This window comes from Paenibacillus sp. LC231 (assembly GCF_001860525.1).
In the GTDB taxonomy this organism is placed as follows: Bacteria; Bacillota; Bacilli; order Paenibacillales; family Paenibacillaceae; genus Paenibacillus_AQ.
This window is the reverse complement of record NZ_JFOM01000054.1, coordinates 267,626-284,179: the sequence shown is the minus strand read 5'-3', so window position 1 is coordinate 284,179 and position 16,554 is coordinate 267,626. Positions and strand designations below refer to the sequence as shown.

The following is a 16,554-nucleotide window of genomic DNA, read 5'->3' as shown; positions in this document are numbered from 1 at the left end:
TGTGTATGTCCGAGTATTGATTGGAATTTTGCTATGGCTTGCCGTCCATATCCCCGCCGCGCAAGCAGCCGGGCCTGTGTATACCCAGGCTTGTGGCGGCAGCGAATTTGCCATGGCGTTAAAATCGGATGGCACGGTCTGGTCGTGGGGCAGCAATCAACAACGGCAGTTGGGATACGATTCCGGCGGTGCAGTCGTTTCGTTCCCTACTCGGATTCAATCTCTGCATCAGATCACGGACATCGCTTGCGGCGCCACCTCGGGCTATGCGCTGCAAGCCGATGGTTCGGTATGGGTTTGGGGGCGTGGAGCAGAGGGGCAGCTTGGTCTTGGCGACACGCAGCAGAAAAATGAACCAACACTACTTTCATTGTCCGATGTGACGCAAGTGGAGGCCGGAGTCCATTTTGCGCTGTTTGTACGTGAGGACGGGACGTTATGGGCAGTTGGAGAGAATCAGCAGGGGCAGCTTGGCGATGGGACGACCACGAGCAAGACATCGCCGGTTCAAGTGCCGGAGCTATCTTCGATTCTAACCGTCGCGGCTGGCGGCACTCATAGCCTGGCCGTCACGACGCATGGCCATGTATACGCTTGGGGGAGCAATAGCTACGGCGGCATTGGCAATGGAGGAGCCGGACCGCCGGTAACCACGCCGTACTGGCAAAGTACCTTGGCCAACATCGTCAGCGTGTCGGCAGGGAACGATTCCTCCTTTGCCTTGGATGGCAATGGTCAGGTCTGGTGCTGGGGCGTGAATACGTATGGACAACTGGGCTTTGGCGATACCGTAAGGCGCTATGAGCCGACGTTGTTTTCGGCGTTATCGAATGTAGCTTCGATTCATGCCGGTGGCGATTACACTCATGCGAGGCTGTCGAATGGCGAACTATGGGGCTGGGGCTCGAACTGGAGCGGCAAATTGGGAGACGGGACGGGGATGGATCGCCATTCCCCGGTGCAAATACAGATGGAAGCTGTTCAATTTTTAGGCAGCATCAAATCCAACTTTGTTCTGGCAGGAACAATCGACGATTTATTGTATAGCTGGGGCTATGGGGCGGGCGGTGTGCTTGGATACGGCGGCGGCTCACGAGCCTTGCCCGGCCTGGTGACCGGGACGATGACGACAGCAAAAGGAACCGCTTCGTTCTCAACGGTAGCCCTGCCGTCCTCGCTTCAAAGTTCGGCAACCTTGCCCATAACGGTTTCGGACTTGCGCGGCTATAACGCGGGTTGGACGCTCAGCGTATCCGCTTCTCCATTTTACTGGTCGGGACTTGATCCCACAACGGGAAACAGCAGTCTGATCGCCAGCTTTCCAGCCTCCAGCCTGATGATAAACGGAGCCGCGCCGATTACGGTGCTAAATGGTATGGAAATCGACGCCGTTCACGGTCCCAAGCACCTGCCGGGACAAACACTGGGGACGACCTCCGTCCCCATCATGCAGGCAGACGCCGGGTACGGCACAGGGAGATATGAGACGGCCATGTTTTTGGCGCTGGCGGTGCCGTTGACCGTACAGGTATTTCAGGCTGCTCCTGCCTCTTCCTACGAGCCAGGCGACACGATTGGCCTGTTGGCCGGAACGTATACGTGTACACTCACCTTGACGCTGACCAGCGGAATTTGAACAAAAGGAGCGAATAACGCATGAGGATTCGACTGTTGCTGCTGGCAACGGTTTTTTGGGTTGGAACGGGGTTTTCCGCCCCGGCGAAGGGACAGCAATTGATCGTGAGCGGCGATCCCGAACACGTCCATCCGCAACTCGGCGCTTACGTCGAGGAAATTGTCCCCGGAGAGGAACGCGAGTATGCGGTGGAGGTGAGCAATCCGACGGAGAAGGACATCACCGCCCTGCTCTACATGGCGGATGCCATCCCGGCGCTTGGAGGGGGGATGGATTTTACGTTGCCGAATGATCCGGATCTAAGCTCGGCAGCTTGGTATACAACGCCGGATCGACCCATTACAGTGCGGGCCGGAGAAACAGAACGCTTTACCGTGAACATGCGCATCCCCGATTCCGTTCAGCCGGGTCAATATGTCTCGGTGATCGGCGTTTACGACGATCAGGATCACACGGTGGAAGTGTCGGACGATACGCAGGCGCGGTTTGTTACCCACGTGGTTCGCAAGACCGGCTTGCAGGTCGTCCTCAACTTCAAGCTGGACGAAGCGAAGCCGCCGCAGGCGGTTCCGCATGCAGCCGTCTATGCGAAAGAAAATGAGAAAGCTTTCCTCTCCATTTTGCTCATGAACGAAGGCGGCAGTTTATCCAAGCCGGAGATGACCGTGGAGGTCAAGCGGCAGGACGAAGGTAAGCCCGTACTGGAACTGAAAACTCGCTTTGACTCCATCTATGCGGGGACGGTGGCGCAATATCGGGCCGAACTAAGTCGACCGCTCGCTCCGGGAGCCTATTTGGCGGAGGTCATCACGAACGTCAACGGGCAGATGGAGCAAAAGGTACTGCCCTTTGAAGTGGCGGGCGAAGAAGAAAGCACCCGCTGGGGAACGGCGTCTTCGGGCGAGGTGATTCAGGTAGCGGAGGACGGCTCCCCGTTGCCCGCGCCGTGGCTTGGGTTGCACCGCATCTACCTCTATGCCGGACTGTTGTTGCTGATTGTGATCGTCACGTGGCGGCGAAAACGTGCCGACAAGCGGCGTTCTAGGGAGCCGCGCTAAAATCCCATGCTGCGTCCGGGCGCAGCATGTTCATATAGATCACCCCATTTGTAAAGGAGAATTGATCTATGTTCAACTTCATTCGCAAGCTGCTTCCCCTTGCCTTGGCAACGGCGCTCCTGCTCCCTGCCGCCGCCCATGCCGAAACGGTGTCCATCATCGCAGGCACGAATCAATCGTCGCAGACGGCCATTTCCTTCAGCGCAGTGACGCTGGACGTAACCGCGAATCAGATCTCGACGGCCTCCAATGGAATTACCGTTCGCGACAGCCGCGGCAGCGGTGCAGGCTGGTCGGTATCCGTGTCGTCCACCGATTTTGTGAGCGGCTCCTTGCCTGACCCGACGACCTCGGGCATGTATACCGTCAAAATTCCGGCCAGCGCTGTTTCAGTCATTGTTGGTACGCCGATTGTAGCCTTGAGCGGCCAAGCCGTCGACCCGACCCATGGGCCGCTGGCCTATAACGGCACGCTGTCCGCCACGCCACTCAAGCTGATACAGGCAGATCCGGGTTACGGCATGGGCGAGTATACGGCAGGCATCTCCTACTCGCTGGCAGTGCCGAAAACCGTAACGGTGGCTTCGGTGAGCAGTGGCTCCAGCAAGTATGAGGTGAATGATGTGGTCGGCACGGTAGCGACTACCTATACGGCGACGTTGACCTTCACCCTCGGCTCGGGCGTATAAGACGCGCGAAACGGCTCCTGTTTCTTCATTGAAATGGGAGCCGTTTTCCGGCTTGCAATATAGACAGGCTGTACCGCTATCCCCTATCATGAAGGGAAAAGAAGGTTTTTCCATATGAACAATTCTGATATGAGGAGTGAAGCCGTTGAAAAAAAGAATATTGCTGGTGTTGATCGTGGTCATGCTGATGAATGGGTTTGCCCTGACTGCGAGCGCGGCATCCAAGCCGCCAACATTTATCACGGTAGTGATGGATGGTACGAAGCTGTGGTTCCCCGATGCCCAGGCGTTCATTGATGAAAACCAGCGAACGTTGGTGCCGGTGCGGTTTGTAGCGGAGGCGCTCGGCGCAAAGGTCGGCTGGGAAGCGGAGAGCCGGTCGGTGCCGATCCAAAAGGACGATCAGAACATTCGGTTGACCATCGGCAGTCATGTCGCGACGGTCAATGGCGAAGAAGTGGCCTTCGATACCCAGGCGGTGATGCAAGGTGGTCGCACTTTTGTTCCATTGCGATTTGTCAGCGAAATCCTTGGCGTTGCGGTGGAATGGGATGGTAAAACGAATACGGTGTTTCTGTCCAATACAGAGCAGCAGGCAGGCGATCTTGATCCGTGGGGCAGGCTGATTCGCACGACTGATCTGCCGAGCAATGCAGCGGATTATCCGTACATTCTGGCGGATGTTCCGAACGCGATGTATGAGCTGGCGTATCCGTATTCTGATCCGGAAGATCGAAAGGTATCTTCGATGCTCTATTCGACCATTTCCGAGTACAACAAAGAGAATGTGGACATCTGGTTGAGCAGGCTGAAAACATTTGGCGCATTATGGCTCAATGTGGACTACCGGACGATTGATGACGAATGGGCGCAGGCGTTGTTTGCAACCAAGATGCAAAACTCCAATGCGGAACTGAAATATATTCGTCAGTATGTGGATTGGGTAAAAACGAACAAGATTCAGGTTGAGGGTTATCTTGATCCAGAACCATCTATGATCTATTATGATGGATTTGGAGCCAATCACGTTCGAGTCAAGTTCAGAATCAATTTTGTATCATTTCAATCTTCAGAAAATTTGATTTATGATGAGTGGTTCCCTAAAGACGCTGAGTTTGAGAAAAATGTGTGGTACGAGGGGTATTCGGATATTAAGTTGGTGACCAATGTCGGCGGAGACTGGGGAAGTACGTTGAAAGTATCACCGACAGCGAGCCTGTTTTTTAACCACACCATTTCGAAGGCGGAATAGCAAATGAAAATAAAAACATTACCCAAACGACTTGTGTGCATGCTGCTGGCATGCACTTTTTTTATGTCGATTGTCTTATTGCCACATGTCGTAACGGCTGCTCCTCAAGTGCGTATTTTTGACGGAGCTATCCAATTTGAAATTACCAGTACAGCCGCTACGACTTCCATTCGGTACAAAACGGTGGGCTGGGTTGTGACGCGAGAACAGGTATGTTCCACGACTTCTCCTAAACAATGCAGTGATCCGCGAAATCGCCCGCATGCGCTGTTTCTCAATCAGGAGGTCAGACAAAAAGGGCAGTATCCTGATCCGCCCATACCCGGCCAGCCATTGACTTCCTATTACGAAGTACCCGAAGAAATCGTGACTCAGCGACTTTGGGCGGCAGGCATGGACGGCATTCAGGACAATGACGATTTGTACTTCTATGCCGTCATGGTTTCCATCAACGGAGACGGCTCGGTTCGCAAAGGCCCCTTCTACACTCTGTCGGGCATCAAGCAAGCCGAGGGCTGGCGGGTTCCCGACGATCTCGACGACTATTTCGGCCTTCATATTCCCTATCGCAGCGCGGAGTTTCCGGTGGATGTCGTGGCCAAAACCGTCGATGGCCGAATCATTCAAAAGCCGGACGTGACGTTTTTGAAGGGCAAATACAAAATCGGGGAAACGATAGACCACGAATTTCCGGCTACCTTGACCGATGGCGGAAAAACGTATCGGATCGTCCGCTCCTACTTGACGCCCAAACAGGATACGACGCAGAAAAAGTGGTTGCAGGAAAATCCCGAAACGAATGATAAAGTCCGTATTCGCAGCTTTACTGTAGCCCTTGGCGGTTCGGACGCGATTGCCGAATATGAGGAAGCCGCAAGCCCCGTGAAAGCCTACTATCAAAAGGAAGACGGTACGGTGCTACAGGAAGTAGATAAGGGCGAGTTTGTGACAGGAGAGGAAGCGAACCACACCTTTGAAGCGACGATAACCAAAGGCGGACAAACGTATGAGATCATTCGCTCCTACATTACGAGCAACAGCAATCCGACAGAAAAGCTGTTCATTCAGGAAAAAGGAGACAGCAAGCTGCGGGAACGTACCATTTTGGTGGGTTCGAGCGGTTCCAACTTTGTGGGTATCTACAAGGTGCCCTCGCCCGTTACTGTTACTTCCGGCATCGACGCACCGGGGCAGGCGGCTTCGACGGAAACAGCGGTCATGGGCGATTTTACGTTCGAAGCCAAGTCGCAAAGCCAGCTCAAGTCTTATCGGATTACGAGTATCGAAAACGCGCAACTGGTCAACGCCAGTCAGCAAACCGGCGCACTGAGCGGCACATCGGCCAGCAAATCGCTGCCGATTCGCATTCGGCTTGGCAGCAGCGATTCTGTCACTGTCAAAATCACAGTCGTGGTGACGGACAAGGCCAACCAAACGGGCGATTCGACCGCCGATCATACGGTGCAGATCAATCGCGGCGGAGAACCCCCGCAAACCGGCTCCGAGCAGCAGCGCGAGGACATGGATGCATCGGCATCGGCGGTGATCAAGGCGGATGCGCGCGGCGCAGAGCGCTATGACGTGCTCAAGGGCATCCCGACATCGGAAAGCCTATACGTGAACGCAAGCGCGAAAGCCTATTTGTACAAAAACAAATTTACGGAGATCAAGGGAACAAAACAGTACCCGGTCACCGTTAGCCGCACCTATTCGCTGCATTGGACGGAATACGTCTCCGGACCGCCAGACAGCGGGGGCAACCCGACCACTATCCCGGTATCTCGCTCCGCTACTCAAACGGTTACGCAAAACTATACGGTGGAACGCAAGTTCAGCTACTGGCTGATTGATCGCCTGGAAGTGTACGGCTTGCAGCGCGCTGAAATATCCAACTATGCCTTGCCGGGCGGCAAGGTGACGCTGCAACCGAGTGGCTACACGCCGCCAACCGTTTCGGCCAGCCATGATGTTTCTCCATCAGCGCATGTGACCGATCCGGTGTATCGTAATGTAACCTTGCCCGGCCAATCGTTATATGGCGGCTCCAGCCGTCCGTCTGTGCCTTCCGAGAACTGGAAATCGGAGGCGGAGCAGGCGGTCGGGAAAATCAAGGTGCGGAACGATTCGCTCCTATTCAACGGACAGACCATTATGGATAGCCGAACGACTGAAGAAACGGCTCCGGCTCCAGGAACGATTCCGGCTCCGCCGATTATCGGGCAGAACGTGCTGTACGGCAGCGGTTTTGTTATCGATTCAGGCAAAATCAATAAGGTAGCGCAGCCAAGCAGTGGGACGCTCTCCTACTCCCTGATCAAAGGCATTGGCGGCGGAAGCAATCAAACCTTCCCGATTTCCGGCATCAATCCGGTGACGGTGCATACGCCGATTGTGAATCGGGCCACCGTCTCCGACGATCAGGCGCATAGCCAGAAGACGGTGCCGACACCCGGGCGTTCGGCGCTCATTTTGAATCGACCCTTTACGGTGACCATCCCGACTAGCGGGCAGCATCGAGACATTACGGGCTACGGCAACCGGGATTATGCGAAATACATCCGCGACAAGCAGGTGAGATTTCCTTTTGACGTGTACAAGGCTGACCGCACTACACTGATTCCAAAGGAGACCTGGACTTCGATTCCAGTTGGCCAGCTACAGACGACGTTTTATTTGCCGGTGTGGGTGGATGAAGGAAACTATGAGGTGTTGTTCCGTTCCTTTGCCGAAAACAGTCCTGCTTCGTTTACGTCGCAGCCTAATGCCAACCTGGATGTGAACCATCATGTGGCGACGCAGGTGGTGCCGGTCGAAGTCATCGGCCGTTTGTTTGATTTCCGTATTACCGACATCGCGGATTACCAGTGGGAGATGGTATTCCGCACGGCCAAAGGCAGTGCAACGCCAACCGGCAACAGCTATTGGGTCGGGCCGAACGGGATTGACGGCGCAGCGCGGGGCAATGCGGCTCCCTTCATATTGCCGATCCGGCAGGGCAGTCACCCGGAGAGCGGCAAGAAAAACGTGGCGATCAAGACGGGCTATCACTTCAAATTCGAGGTCAAGACGCTTGGCAATATGTTTGGTTCGGGCGACGGTATCCTGATTACGCCTACCTTCTATTTCGTGGACAAGAAGGGACAGAACCGACAGCCGGTGGACTTGTATTACCACTCGGGCAACAAGCGGTTTATTCGCATCGGCTCCGCAGAGGACACCGAGCAGCGGCTGGTCACGCTGGATACCCGACTTCGTAATGTGCCGAAGCAGGAATTGACTGATACCGCCAGTTCCCTCTGGAGGTTGAATGGCGCTACAGGCAATCAGACCACGTATGTGCAGCAATTATTGAAGGATGCGGCACAAAAGAAGATTTACGTTGGCGGTTATGACGGCATGCTGCTGCCGCCACAGCTTCGTACCTTCATCGGCAGCATGCAGGTGCCAAGTGGCGTTGATACGGCGCGAGCGAATGCAGCCGTTCAGCTTTGGCGCGGGGAATATAGCTTGCCCGCTGCGCCGTATGCAGTGCCTGCGGGCTTCAATGTGGCCGAGTACGGACGCACCCACAAGCTGGATGACCAGTCTCCGATCTTCCTGCGCGACGGCTACCTGATCGTTAATTTCAACATCGAGACGATACGTAATCGGAACACCAGCCAGCCGCACTTGCAATACAAAAATGCGCCGCTGAACAACCAGTGGCAATTGGAGGGCTTTGCCCGCAGCTTTGTCGATCCGTATGGCGCAAGGTTCTCCCTGCTGGACGGCGACGTGGCGTTTTATCATGCGGACCTGTCCAGCTACGACGATTTTGGCACGGGCGGCACCCACTGAATTGGGAGGAATGGACATGTTTGAGAAGCTGCAAAGCGCCGCTCCCGAGGAAGCGGCTTATTTTTATACGGGTTCGGCTGAGAATGAGATCGGGCGTTCCTGTATCGGACATCTGCGCGGGGACTTCGGGCGCTCGGGCGAGGAGTTTTGGGTGACCTGGTTTCCGCGGAACTCTCCCTTCGAAACGGCAGCGTTTAAGGACGAGTTGGGCAAGGTGTTTCAGGCGATTGGCGACCACGGCGTGCTGAAAAGCCGTCAGCATATGCTTCGCTTTTGCAGCAAGCACCCGGAGGCGCGTATCGCCGGGGCTTGGAGCACGGACGTATATGGCTTTCGCATGGAGACGCAGGAGCATCGCTACTACCTGCGCTGCTTCCCGTTTGCTGGGGATTACAACTTCTACTTGTACTGCTACGCCCGGACGGAGCGCGTGGCCGAGCAGCAGCGGCAAGCCCCTCCCGCCCCTGCGGTAATTATCCCGCAGAAGAAAAAAACGGAGCCGCAACGATAGGAGGACGCCATGAACGATTTGACGCGTTATCGGCTGCTGGCGGAAGCCGCGCTTCCCCCGGCGGCCAAGCTGCTGTACAGCTATTTGCTGGATTTCGCAGGCGGGCGAAACGGCACTGTGTGGCTGTCTTCCCGCCGCCTCGCGGCAGAGGTCGGACTTTCGACCTCTGCCATTCGCCGCAACCTGCATCGTCTGGAACAAAACGATTTGATTCACCTTACCTCGCGTTATTCCGAGGAAGGCATTCGATTGACCAACAAAATTACGATCCGGTAAGGAGGTGTCCCCGTGACAGCCAAGCTGCAGCGCATGGTCGAGCTGTCCGCCCGCACAGCGCATGCGGTGGTGAACGATACCGGACAATGGGCCGACTTCTTGCGCACCGCCGCATGGAATTACAAGTATCCGTTTCAGGATCAACTATTAATCTATGCGCAACGCCCGGACGCTACCGCCTGTGCCCCGATTGAAGTATGGAACCAAAAGCTGAACCGTTGGGTCAAACGCGGCGCGAAGGGCATAGCGCTGATTGAGGATCGGGGCAGCAGCCTGGGGCTGCGCCATGTGTTTGACGTATCGGATACGCAAAGCCGCCAGTCCCGCGCCGTGCCGCTGTGGCGCATGGACGAGGCGGATATGGAGGCTGTGCTTGAAACGCTGGAGAACGCCTTTGGACACGAACGGGAGCCGGGCATGGAGTTGCCCGGCTCCTTGCTCGCTGCGGCGCGGAACGCCATGGAGGATCACAGCGCCGATTATGTGCAGATGCTGCTGGCCGAGCGCGACAATAGCCTGCTCGAAGAACTGGACGCCTCGCATGTGGAGCTGCTGTTTCGGGAAGCCGCGCAGCACGCCGTTGCCTACATGGCAATGGTTCGCTGCGGGCAGGAGCCAACTCATTACATCAGCACCGATGACTTGTCCGGTGTCGGGTATTTCAACACGCTTCCTGCTCTTTCGCATTTGGGCGCAGCCATCAGCGATGTGGCCGAGACGATCTTGCGGGAGATTGAGTCTACTGTCCGGGCACAGCGCCGACAAAACAAGCGAAGTCAAGCTCTGGATTCATCTCGCACCGTTGCAAAGCCAGAACCGCTGTTGCACAATGAAGCTAAACCACGCGAAGGGATGATCGAACATGGAACTGACCTACACGCAGAGCGGGGATTACCTGCTGCCGGATCTGGCACAACCGGAGTCGGTGGGCATCGGGAAATACGGCCTGCTACGCAAGACGTTTCTGAAAACCGAGCGCAAGGGCACCTACGCCCACCTGATGCTCTCGGAGCAGTTGAACCCGCATCTGGCGGAGATCGACCGGACGGCGAGGGAACAGATCGAGCAGACCATCGCGCAACTGCTGACGCAGCACCCGGCACCGGACAAAGCGAGCGATCCGTTGGGCTGGACGGGCCACATGAACAATCTGAAGCAACAGGCGGAGGAACTGATTCTGACCGAACTGGTGTATCGCTAACATGGCATGACCGGAGAACGGAGGACAATCGTCTTCCGTTTTTTCATGACGGGAACCAGATCAACGATATGCTGCGAACCGCGCCGCTCTCGGAGAGCAAGGCGGAGATCGCAGCTTTTTTTGATGCCCATGATGATCCGGTAGAACGCGCCCTGTACGTCAGAAGCCTGTTTCCGCAGGAGAAGATGGAGCTGGAACTGGAGCCGGATACTTGGATCGGTGTGGAGCCTTACCAAAATGTGCTGCATATTTGGACGGGCAAGTCGGATAGCCGGACGGCCCAAGGCTTCTACGATTGGGGCGTGATCGTCGGCCATATCAAGAGCATGATGCTGCTGGGCGAATTTGACCGGACGCAGCCGCCGGAGCCGTCCGCTGAGCAGCAAACGATGTGGCTGGAGGAGACGGCAGAGGAAAAAGCCGCCGCGTTTGTCTGGCCGCAGGAGGTCATAGATGCCGTGCTGCAAAACGGCAGCGGCTTCGAGCATGGCAAGCTGCGGATTGCCCTTCATTTTCAGCAATCTCTGTCGGCGCAGGACAATGCCGAGTATTTGAAACGGGAATATGGGACAGGCGGTCGCGCCCCTGCTTTGATCGGTACGAATATCCATGAGCATCACGACAGCAAGGGCATTACGTTGGAACGCGGCTTTCGAGGGGATCAGGATCAGAAGCTGGTGCTGCCCTGGATGAAGGTGCAAAAGCGGATTGGCGAGTTGCTGACCGCCGGACGTTATTTGAATCGCCGGGAAGCGGAGCAGTTGCCCGCCTATGCCGAACAACTGGAGGAGCAACGGAGGCCGCGCGAAGCCGAGCTGCGAGAACGGCGGCTCCCGTTGCCGGAGCCCCCATTGGATTCGCCGCCAGATGCCCTGCAGCGCGACCGGAAGAAGCTGCGCTATGCGTATGCCGAGGGCAGCTCCATATACATTGGCGCGGATGAATATGAAATCGTACAGTTGGAATCGAATAAGGTGTGGCTACAGGATAAGCAGTTCCCGCTGTTTTCAAAGGAAATGAGCCGCGGGGAATTGGAACGCCTGCTGCGCGACAACCCGCTCAACGATCATTTGCTCTCCAATGAACCGCTGTCCGAAGCGGAAGTAGCGTTGTGGGAAAGCGATGGAACGGATGACCGTTCGGAGGAACCGGCGCAAGCCGCAACAAAGCAAACGGAACAAGACGGAACACCTACTACGCCTATTAACGAGGCCGCTGCACACCCGCGCGAACCGGCGAGCAATTATCGCATTGTGGATGTTGCCTTGGGGCACGGCGGTGCCAAAACGAAATTTCGCCGCAATGTGGAAGCGATCCGGCTGCTCCAACAGTTGGAGCAGGAAAACCGCCAAGCGGATGCGGAGGAGCAGGCGGTGCTGGCGCATTATGTGGGATGGGGCGGCATCCCGCAGGCATTCGATGATGCCAACAGCCAATGGGCTGCTGAATATGCCGAGCTGCAAGCGCTGCTGACCCCGGAGGAGTTTGCGTCTGCCCGGGCCTCAACCCTGAACGCCCATTATACGTCGCCAACGGTCATTCAGGCGATGTACGAGTGCCTGGAGCAAATGGGCTTTCGGCGGGGAAATATTTTGGAGCCTTCCTGCGGGATTGGCAACTTCTTTGGTTTGGTGCCGGAATCGTTTCAGGATTCACGGCTGTTTGGCGTGGAACTCGACAGCTTGACCGGGCGCATCGCCAAGCAGCTCTACCCGCAGGCTTCCATTGCGATCAACGGGTACGAGCGGACGAACCTGCCGGACAGCTTCTTTGACCTTGCCATTGGTAATGTGCCGTTCGGCGGCTATGGCGTGGTGGACAAAAAATATGACAAGCACAAGTTTCTGATTCACGATTACTTTTTTGCGAAGACGCTCGACAAGGTGCGGCCGGGCGGCATCATCGCTTTCATTACCTCCAAGGGGACGATGGACAAGCAAAATCCGGCGGTTCGCAGGTACATCGCGGAACGGGCGGCATTGCTCGGCGCAGTGCGCCTGCCGAGCAATGCGTTTCTGGCCAATGCCGGAACCGAAGTCACGGCAGATATTCTCTTTCTGCAAAAGCGGGATCGCATGGTGACGGTCAACGAGCAGAGCGAGCCGTGGTTGGCGTTGGCTGAAACGGAGGATAGCGTGCCGATCAATGCCTACTTTGCCGCTCAACCGGATATGGCGCTAGGTACGATGGCGTTTGATGACAAAATGTACGGCAATCGCGAGGAAACCACATGCCGACCGTACCCGGATGTACCGCTTGATGAGCTGCTGCGCGAGGCATTGACCAATATTCACGCCGAATGGGTAGAAGGAGAACGTGAGGAGCAGCCGGAGGAAGCGGAGGCTTCCTTGCCCGCCGATCCGAACGTGCGCAATTTCAGCTTTGCGCTGGTGGAAGGCAAGGTCTATTTCCGCCAAAACAGCCAAATGCATCCGGTCGAAACCTCGGCAACGGCGACGGGGCGCATCAAAGGCATGATCCAGTTGCGCGATACCGTGCGCGACCTGATCGAATATCAGACCGAGGACTACAGCGAGGAAGCGATTCGCGAACAGCAGCGCAAGCTGAATGTGCAGTATGATCACTTCGCAGCGCAATATGGGCTGATTAACAGCCGCGCCAACAGTCTCGCCTTTTCGGATGACAGTTCCTACTTCCTGCTCTGCTCGTTGGAAATCCTCGACGATGAAGGGCGTATGCAGCGCAAGGCCGACATGTTTACGAAACGCACCATCCGGCAACGGACGCAAGTAGAGCAGGTGGATACGGCGTCCGAAGCATTGGCGGTGTCCATCGGCGTCAAGGCTCGGGTGGATTTGGCTTATATGAGCGAACTGACCGGTATCCCCACAGAAAAACTAGTGCAGGACTTGCGCGGCGTTATCTTTCCCAATCCCGAACAGATGGATGATGACGGAGAGCCGCTCTACGAGACAGCGGATGCGTATTTGTCCGGCCATGTGCGCGACAAGCTGCGTATCGCCAAGCAATTTGCGGGCTATGATGCGGAGCGGTACGCCGAGAACGTCAAGGCGCTGGAGGCGGTGCAGCCGCCGGATTTGATGGCTTCCGAAATCGATGTTCGGCTGGGGGCGACCTGGCTCCCACCCGAAATCATACGTGATTTTATGTTCGAGTTGCTGGATACGCCGCCGATGTTTCGCCCTTCTATTCAGGTGCTTTATTCCGACTATACGGCGGCCTGGAACGTGCGCGGTAAAAGTGATGACCGAAGCCATAACATCAAGGCGAATATGACGTATGGAACGAATCGTATCAATGCCTACAAAATCATTGAAGACACGCTTAATCTGCGGGATGTGCGCATCTTCGATACAGCGATTGAAAACGGCGTGGAAAAGCGAGTGCTAAATCGGAAAGAGACGGCCATTGCCCAGCAAAAACAGGAGCTGATCAAGGAAGCGTTCGGCGAATGGCTGTGGCGAGATCCGCAGCGCCGCGAACGGCTAACGCGCCTCTACAATGATCGATTCAATGCGATCCGCCCGAGGGAGTATGACGGCAACCATATTCGCTTTACTGGGATGAATCCGGAAATCCGGCTTCGGCAGCATCAGGTGAACGCAGTCGCTCGGGCGCTCTATGGCGGCAATGCCCTCTTTGCCCATTGTGTCGGCGCAGGCAAAACGTTTGCCATGACCGCCGCAGCGATGGAAAGCAAGCATTTGGGCTTGTGCAACAAAAGCATGTTCGTTGTTCCGAACCACTTAATTGAGCAGTGGGCGGCTGAATTTTTGCAGCTTTATCCGTCTGCGAATGTGCTGGTGACGACGAAAAAGGATTTTGAGACGAAAAACCGTAAAACGTTTTGCGCCCGCATTGCCACTGGCGATTATGACGCGATCATTATCGGGCATTCACAGTTTGAGAAGATTCCGATTTCAATGGAACGCCAGCGCCAGCAACTGGAGGAGCAGATTTACGAGATTACCGGCGGCATTCGGGAGTTGAAAGAGGCTAAGGGCGAGCGGTATGCGATCAAGCAATTGGAGAAGACGAAGAAGACGCTGCAAATCAAGCTCGAAAAATTGAACGATACGAGCCGTAAAGACGATGTGGTCACGTTTGAGGAATTGGGTGTGGATCGGCTGTTCGTGGACGAGGCGGATTCATACAAGAACTTGTTCCTGTACACCAAAATGCGCAATGTCGCGGGGCTATCGCAAACCGAAGCGCAGAAGTCATCAGACATGTTTATGAAGTGTCGGTATCTGGATGAACTGACGGGCGGACGTGGAATTATTTTCGCAACGGGAACGCCGATCTCGAACTCCATCACGGAAATGTATACGATGCAGCGGTATTTGCAGTATGGGAGCTTGCAGAAGCAAGGCTTGCAGCATTTTGATTCGTGGGCGTCCACGTTTGGCGAAACCGTCACCGCAATTGAACTGGCTCCGGTAGGAACAGGGTATCGGGCGAAAACCCGCTTTGCCCGGTTCTACAATTTGCCGGAGCTGATGAATATGTTCAAGGAAGTGGCCGACATCCAAACGGCCGATATGCTCCAGCTCCCGGTGCCGAAGGCGCATTTTCATAATGTGGCTGTCCCGCCAAGCGAGTTTCAACGGGATATGGTAGCCGACCTTGCCCGCCGCGCGGAACAGGTTCGAGCCAAGGCGGTCGAGCCGCATGAGGACAATATGCTGCTGATTACGAATGACGGGCGCAAGCTGGCGCTCGATCAGCGGCTGGCGAATCCGCTGCTGCCGGATGATGAGGGCAGCAAGATCAGCGCCTGCGCCAGTAACATCCACCGGCATTGGCAGGAGGGGCAGCAGCAGCGGCTCACGCAGTTGGTTTTTTGCGATTTGTCTACCCCGAAAGCAGACGGCACCTTCAACGTTTATGATGAGATCAAACGCAAATTGTTGGAGAAGGGTGTTCCAGCAGCGGAGATCGCCTATATTCATGATGCTAATACGGATGCGCAGAAAAAGGAGCTATTTGGCAAGGTGCGAGCAGGACAGGTTCGCGTTCTGCTGGGATCGACGTTCAAGATGGGAGCCGGCACGAATGTGCAAACGAAGCTGGTTGCTATTCATGATCTCGACTGCCCTTGGCGTCCGCGAGATTTGGAGCAGCGTTTGGGTCGGGTGATTCGTCAAGGAAACCAAAATAGCGAAGCCTATATCTACCGATACGTGACGGAAAATACGTTCGATGCGTACCTGTATCAGACGCTTGAAAACAAACAGCGCTTTATCTCGCAAATCATGACGAGCAAGTCGCCGGTTCGCTCTGCCGAAGACATTGATGAAGCGGCTCTTTCTTACGCCGAAGTGAAGGCACTGGCGACCGGCAATCCGTATATTAAGGAAAAGATGGACTTGGACATTCAAGTGTCCAAGCTCAAGCTGCTCAAGGCCAACCATCTAAGCCAGCGTTATGCACTGGAGGATCGGTTGCTCAAGCTGTTGCCGCAGCAGATCAAATCGACGGAAGAACGGATTGCCGGGTATGAGCAGGATGTGGCTTTGTACAGGCGTCAGGATGCCGATAAGATGGACGGCGAGGAAGCCGCCTTTGCCGGAATGACGATCAAGGAGTTTACGTATAAGGAACGCGCATCGGCAGGCGCGGCGCTGCTGGAAGCCTGCAAGGGGATGACATCTCCCGATCCGCAGGAGATCGGCCAATACCTGGGCTTCTCCCTATGGGTTTCGTTCGACAGCTTCCATAAGGAGTACAAAGCGACCTTGCGCGGCGCGTTGGGGCATAGCATTTCGCTTGGAACTGATGCAAGCGGCAATCTGACTCGGCTGAACAATGCACTTGTTGCGCTGCCAGAGAAGCTTGCCTATTGCCGCGATCAACTGGTCACGCTCCATAAGCAGATGGAAACGGCGAAGGAGGAGATTGCGGCTCCCTTTGAACAGGAGCAGGAGTTGCAGGCCAAGTCGGCGCGGCTGGCGGAGCTGAATGCGCTGCTGAATATGGATAAGCGGGAGAACGAGGCGATAGACGCAGGCGTGGTCGATGATGAACCGGAACTGACGGAGCGAAAAAGAATGAATCGACAGCAACGATGAGCGAGCTGACCGGGGCGCGCTCTTCTGTATATCTCCTGGTT

Annotated in this window: 8 protein-coding genes; all 8 read left to right on the top strand. The window is 55.7% G+C overall.

Going from position 1 to position 16,554, the window contains the following annotated elements; all coding sequences use genetic code 11:
* Position 1: 1 nt before the first annotated feature.
* The 8 genes from AK95_RS30265 to AK95_RS30230 all read left to right on the top strand — a co-directional run bounded on the left by AK95_RS30265 (position 2) and on the right by AK95_RS30230 (position 16,513).
* Positions 2 to 1,636 carry an RCC1 domain-containing protein gene (locus AK95_RS30265; protein ID WP_071223616.1) on the top strand — a complete coding sequence of 545 codons (1,635 nt, stop codon included), beginning with the start codon at positions 2 to 4 and terminating at the stop codon, positions 1,634 to 1,636.
* A 20-nt stretch (positions 1,637 to 1,656) separates the two neighbouring features.
* The gene (locus tag AK95_RS30260; protein ID WP_071223615.1) at positions 1,657 to 2,694 is read left to right on the top strand and encodes a DUF916 domain-containing protein; all 1,038 of its coding nucleotides are present in this window, start codon (positions 1,657 to 1,659) and stop codon (positions 2,692 to 2,694) included.
* Positions 2,695 to 2,762: 68 nt separating this feature from the next.
* On the top strand, positions 2,763 to 3,383 hold the full coding sequence (locus tag AK95_RS30255; RefSeq protein ID WP_071223614.1) for a WxL domain-containing protein: 621 nt from the start codon (positions 2,763 to 2,765) through the stop codon (positions 3,381 to 3,383).
* A 145-nt stretch (positions 3,384 to 3,528) separates the two neighbouring features.
* Positions 3,529 to 4,635: a copper amine oxidase N-terminal domain-containing protein gene (locus tag AK95_RS30250; protein ID WP_071223613.1), complete on the top strand. Its 1,107-nt coding sequence runs from the start codon at positions 3,529 to 3,531 to the stop codon at positions 4,633 to 4,635.
* Between the two features lie 3 nt (positions 4,636 to 4,638).
* Positions 4,639 to 8,472: a DUF5704 domain-containing protein gene (locus AK95_RS30245; RefSeq protein ID WP_235613261.1), complete on the top strand. Its 3,834-nt coding sequence runs from the start codon at positions 4,639 to 4,641 to the stop codon at positions 8,470 to 8,472.
* Between the two features lie 16 nt (positions 8,473 to 8,488).
* Positions 8,489 to 8,983 carry a hypothetical protein gene (locus AK95_RS30240; protein ID WP_071223612.1) on the top strand — a complete coding sequence of 165 codons (495 nt, stop codon included), beginning with the start codon at positions 8,489 to 8,491 and terminating at the stop codon, positions 8,981 to 8,983.
* Between the two features lie 9 nt (positions 8,984 to 8,992).
* Positions 8,993 to 9,259 carry a helix-turn-helix domain-containing protein gene (locus AK95_RS30235; RefSeq protein WP_071223611.1) on the top strand — a complete coding sequence of 89 codons (267 nt, stop codon included), beginning with the start codon at positions 8,993 to 8,995 and terminating at the stop codon, positions 9,257 to 9,259.
* A gap of 12 nt (positions 9,260 to 9,271) precedes the next feature.
* A complete protein-coding gene (locus AK95_RS30230; RefSeq protein WP_481855873.1) occupies positions 9,272 to 16,513 on the top strand; it encodes a helicase-related protein in 7,242 nt (2,413 codons plus the stop codon).
* Positions 16,514 to 16,554: the final 41 nt, after the last annotated feature.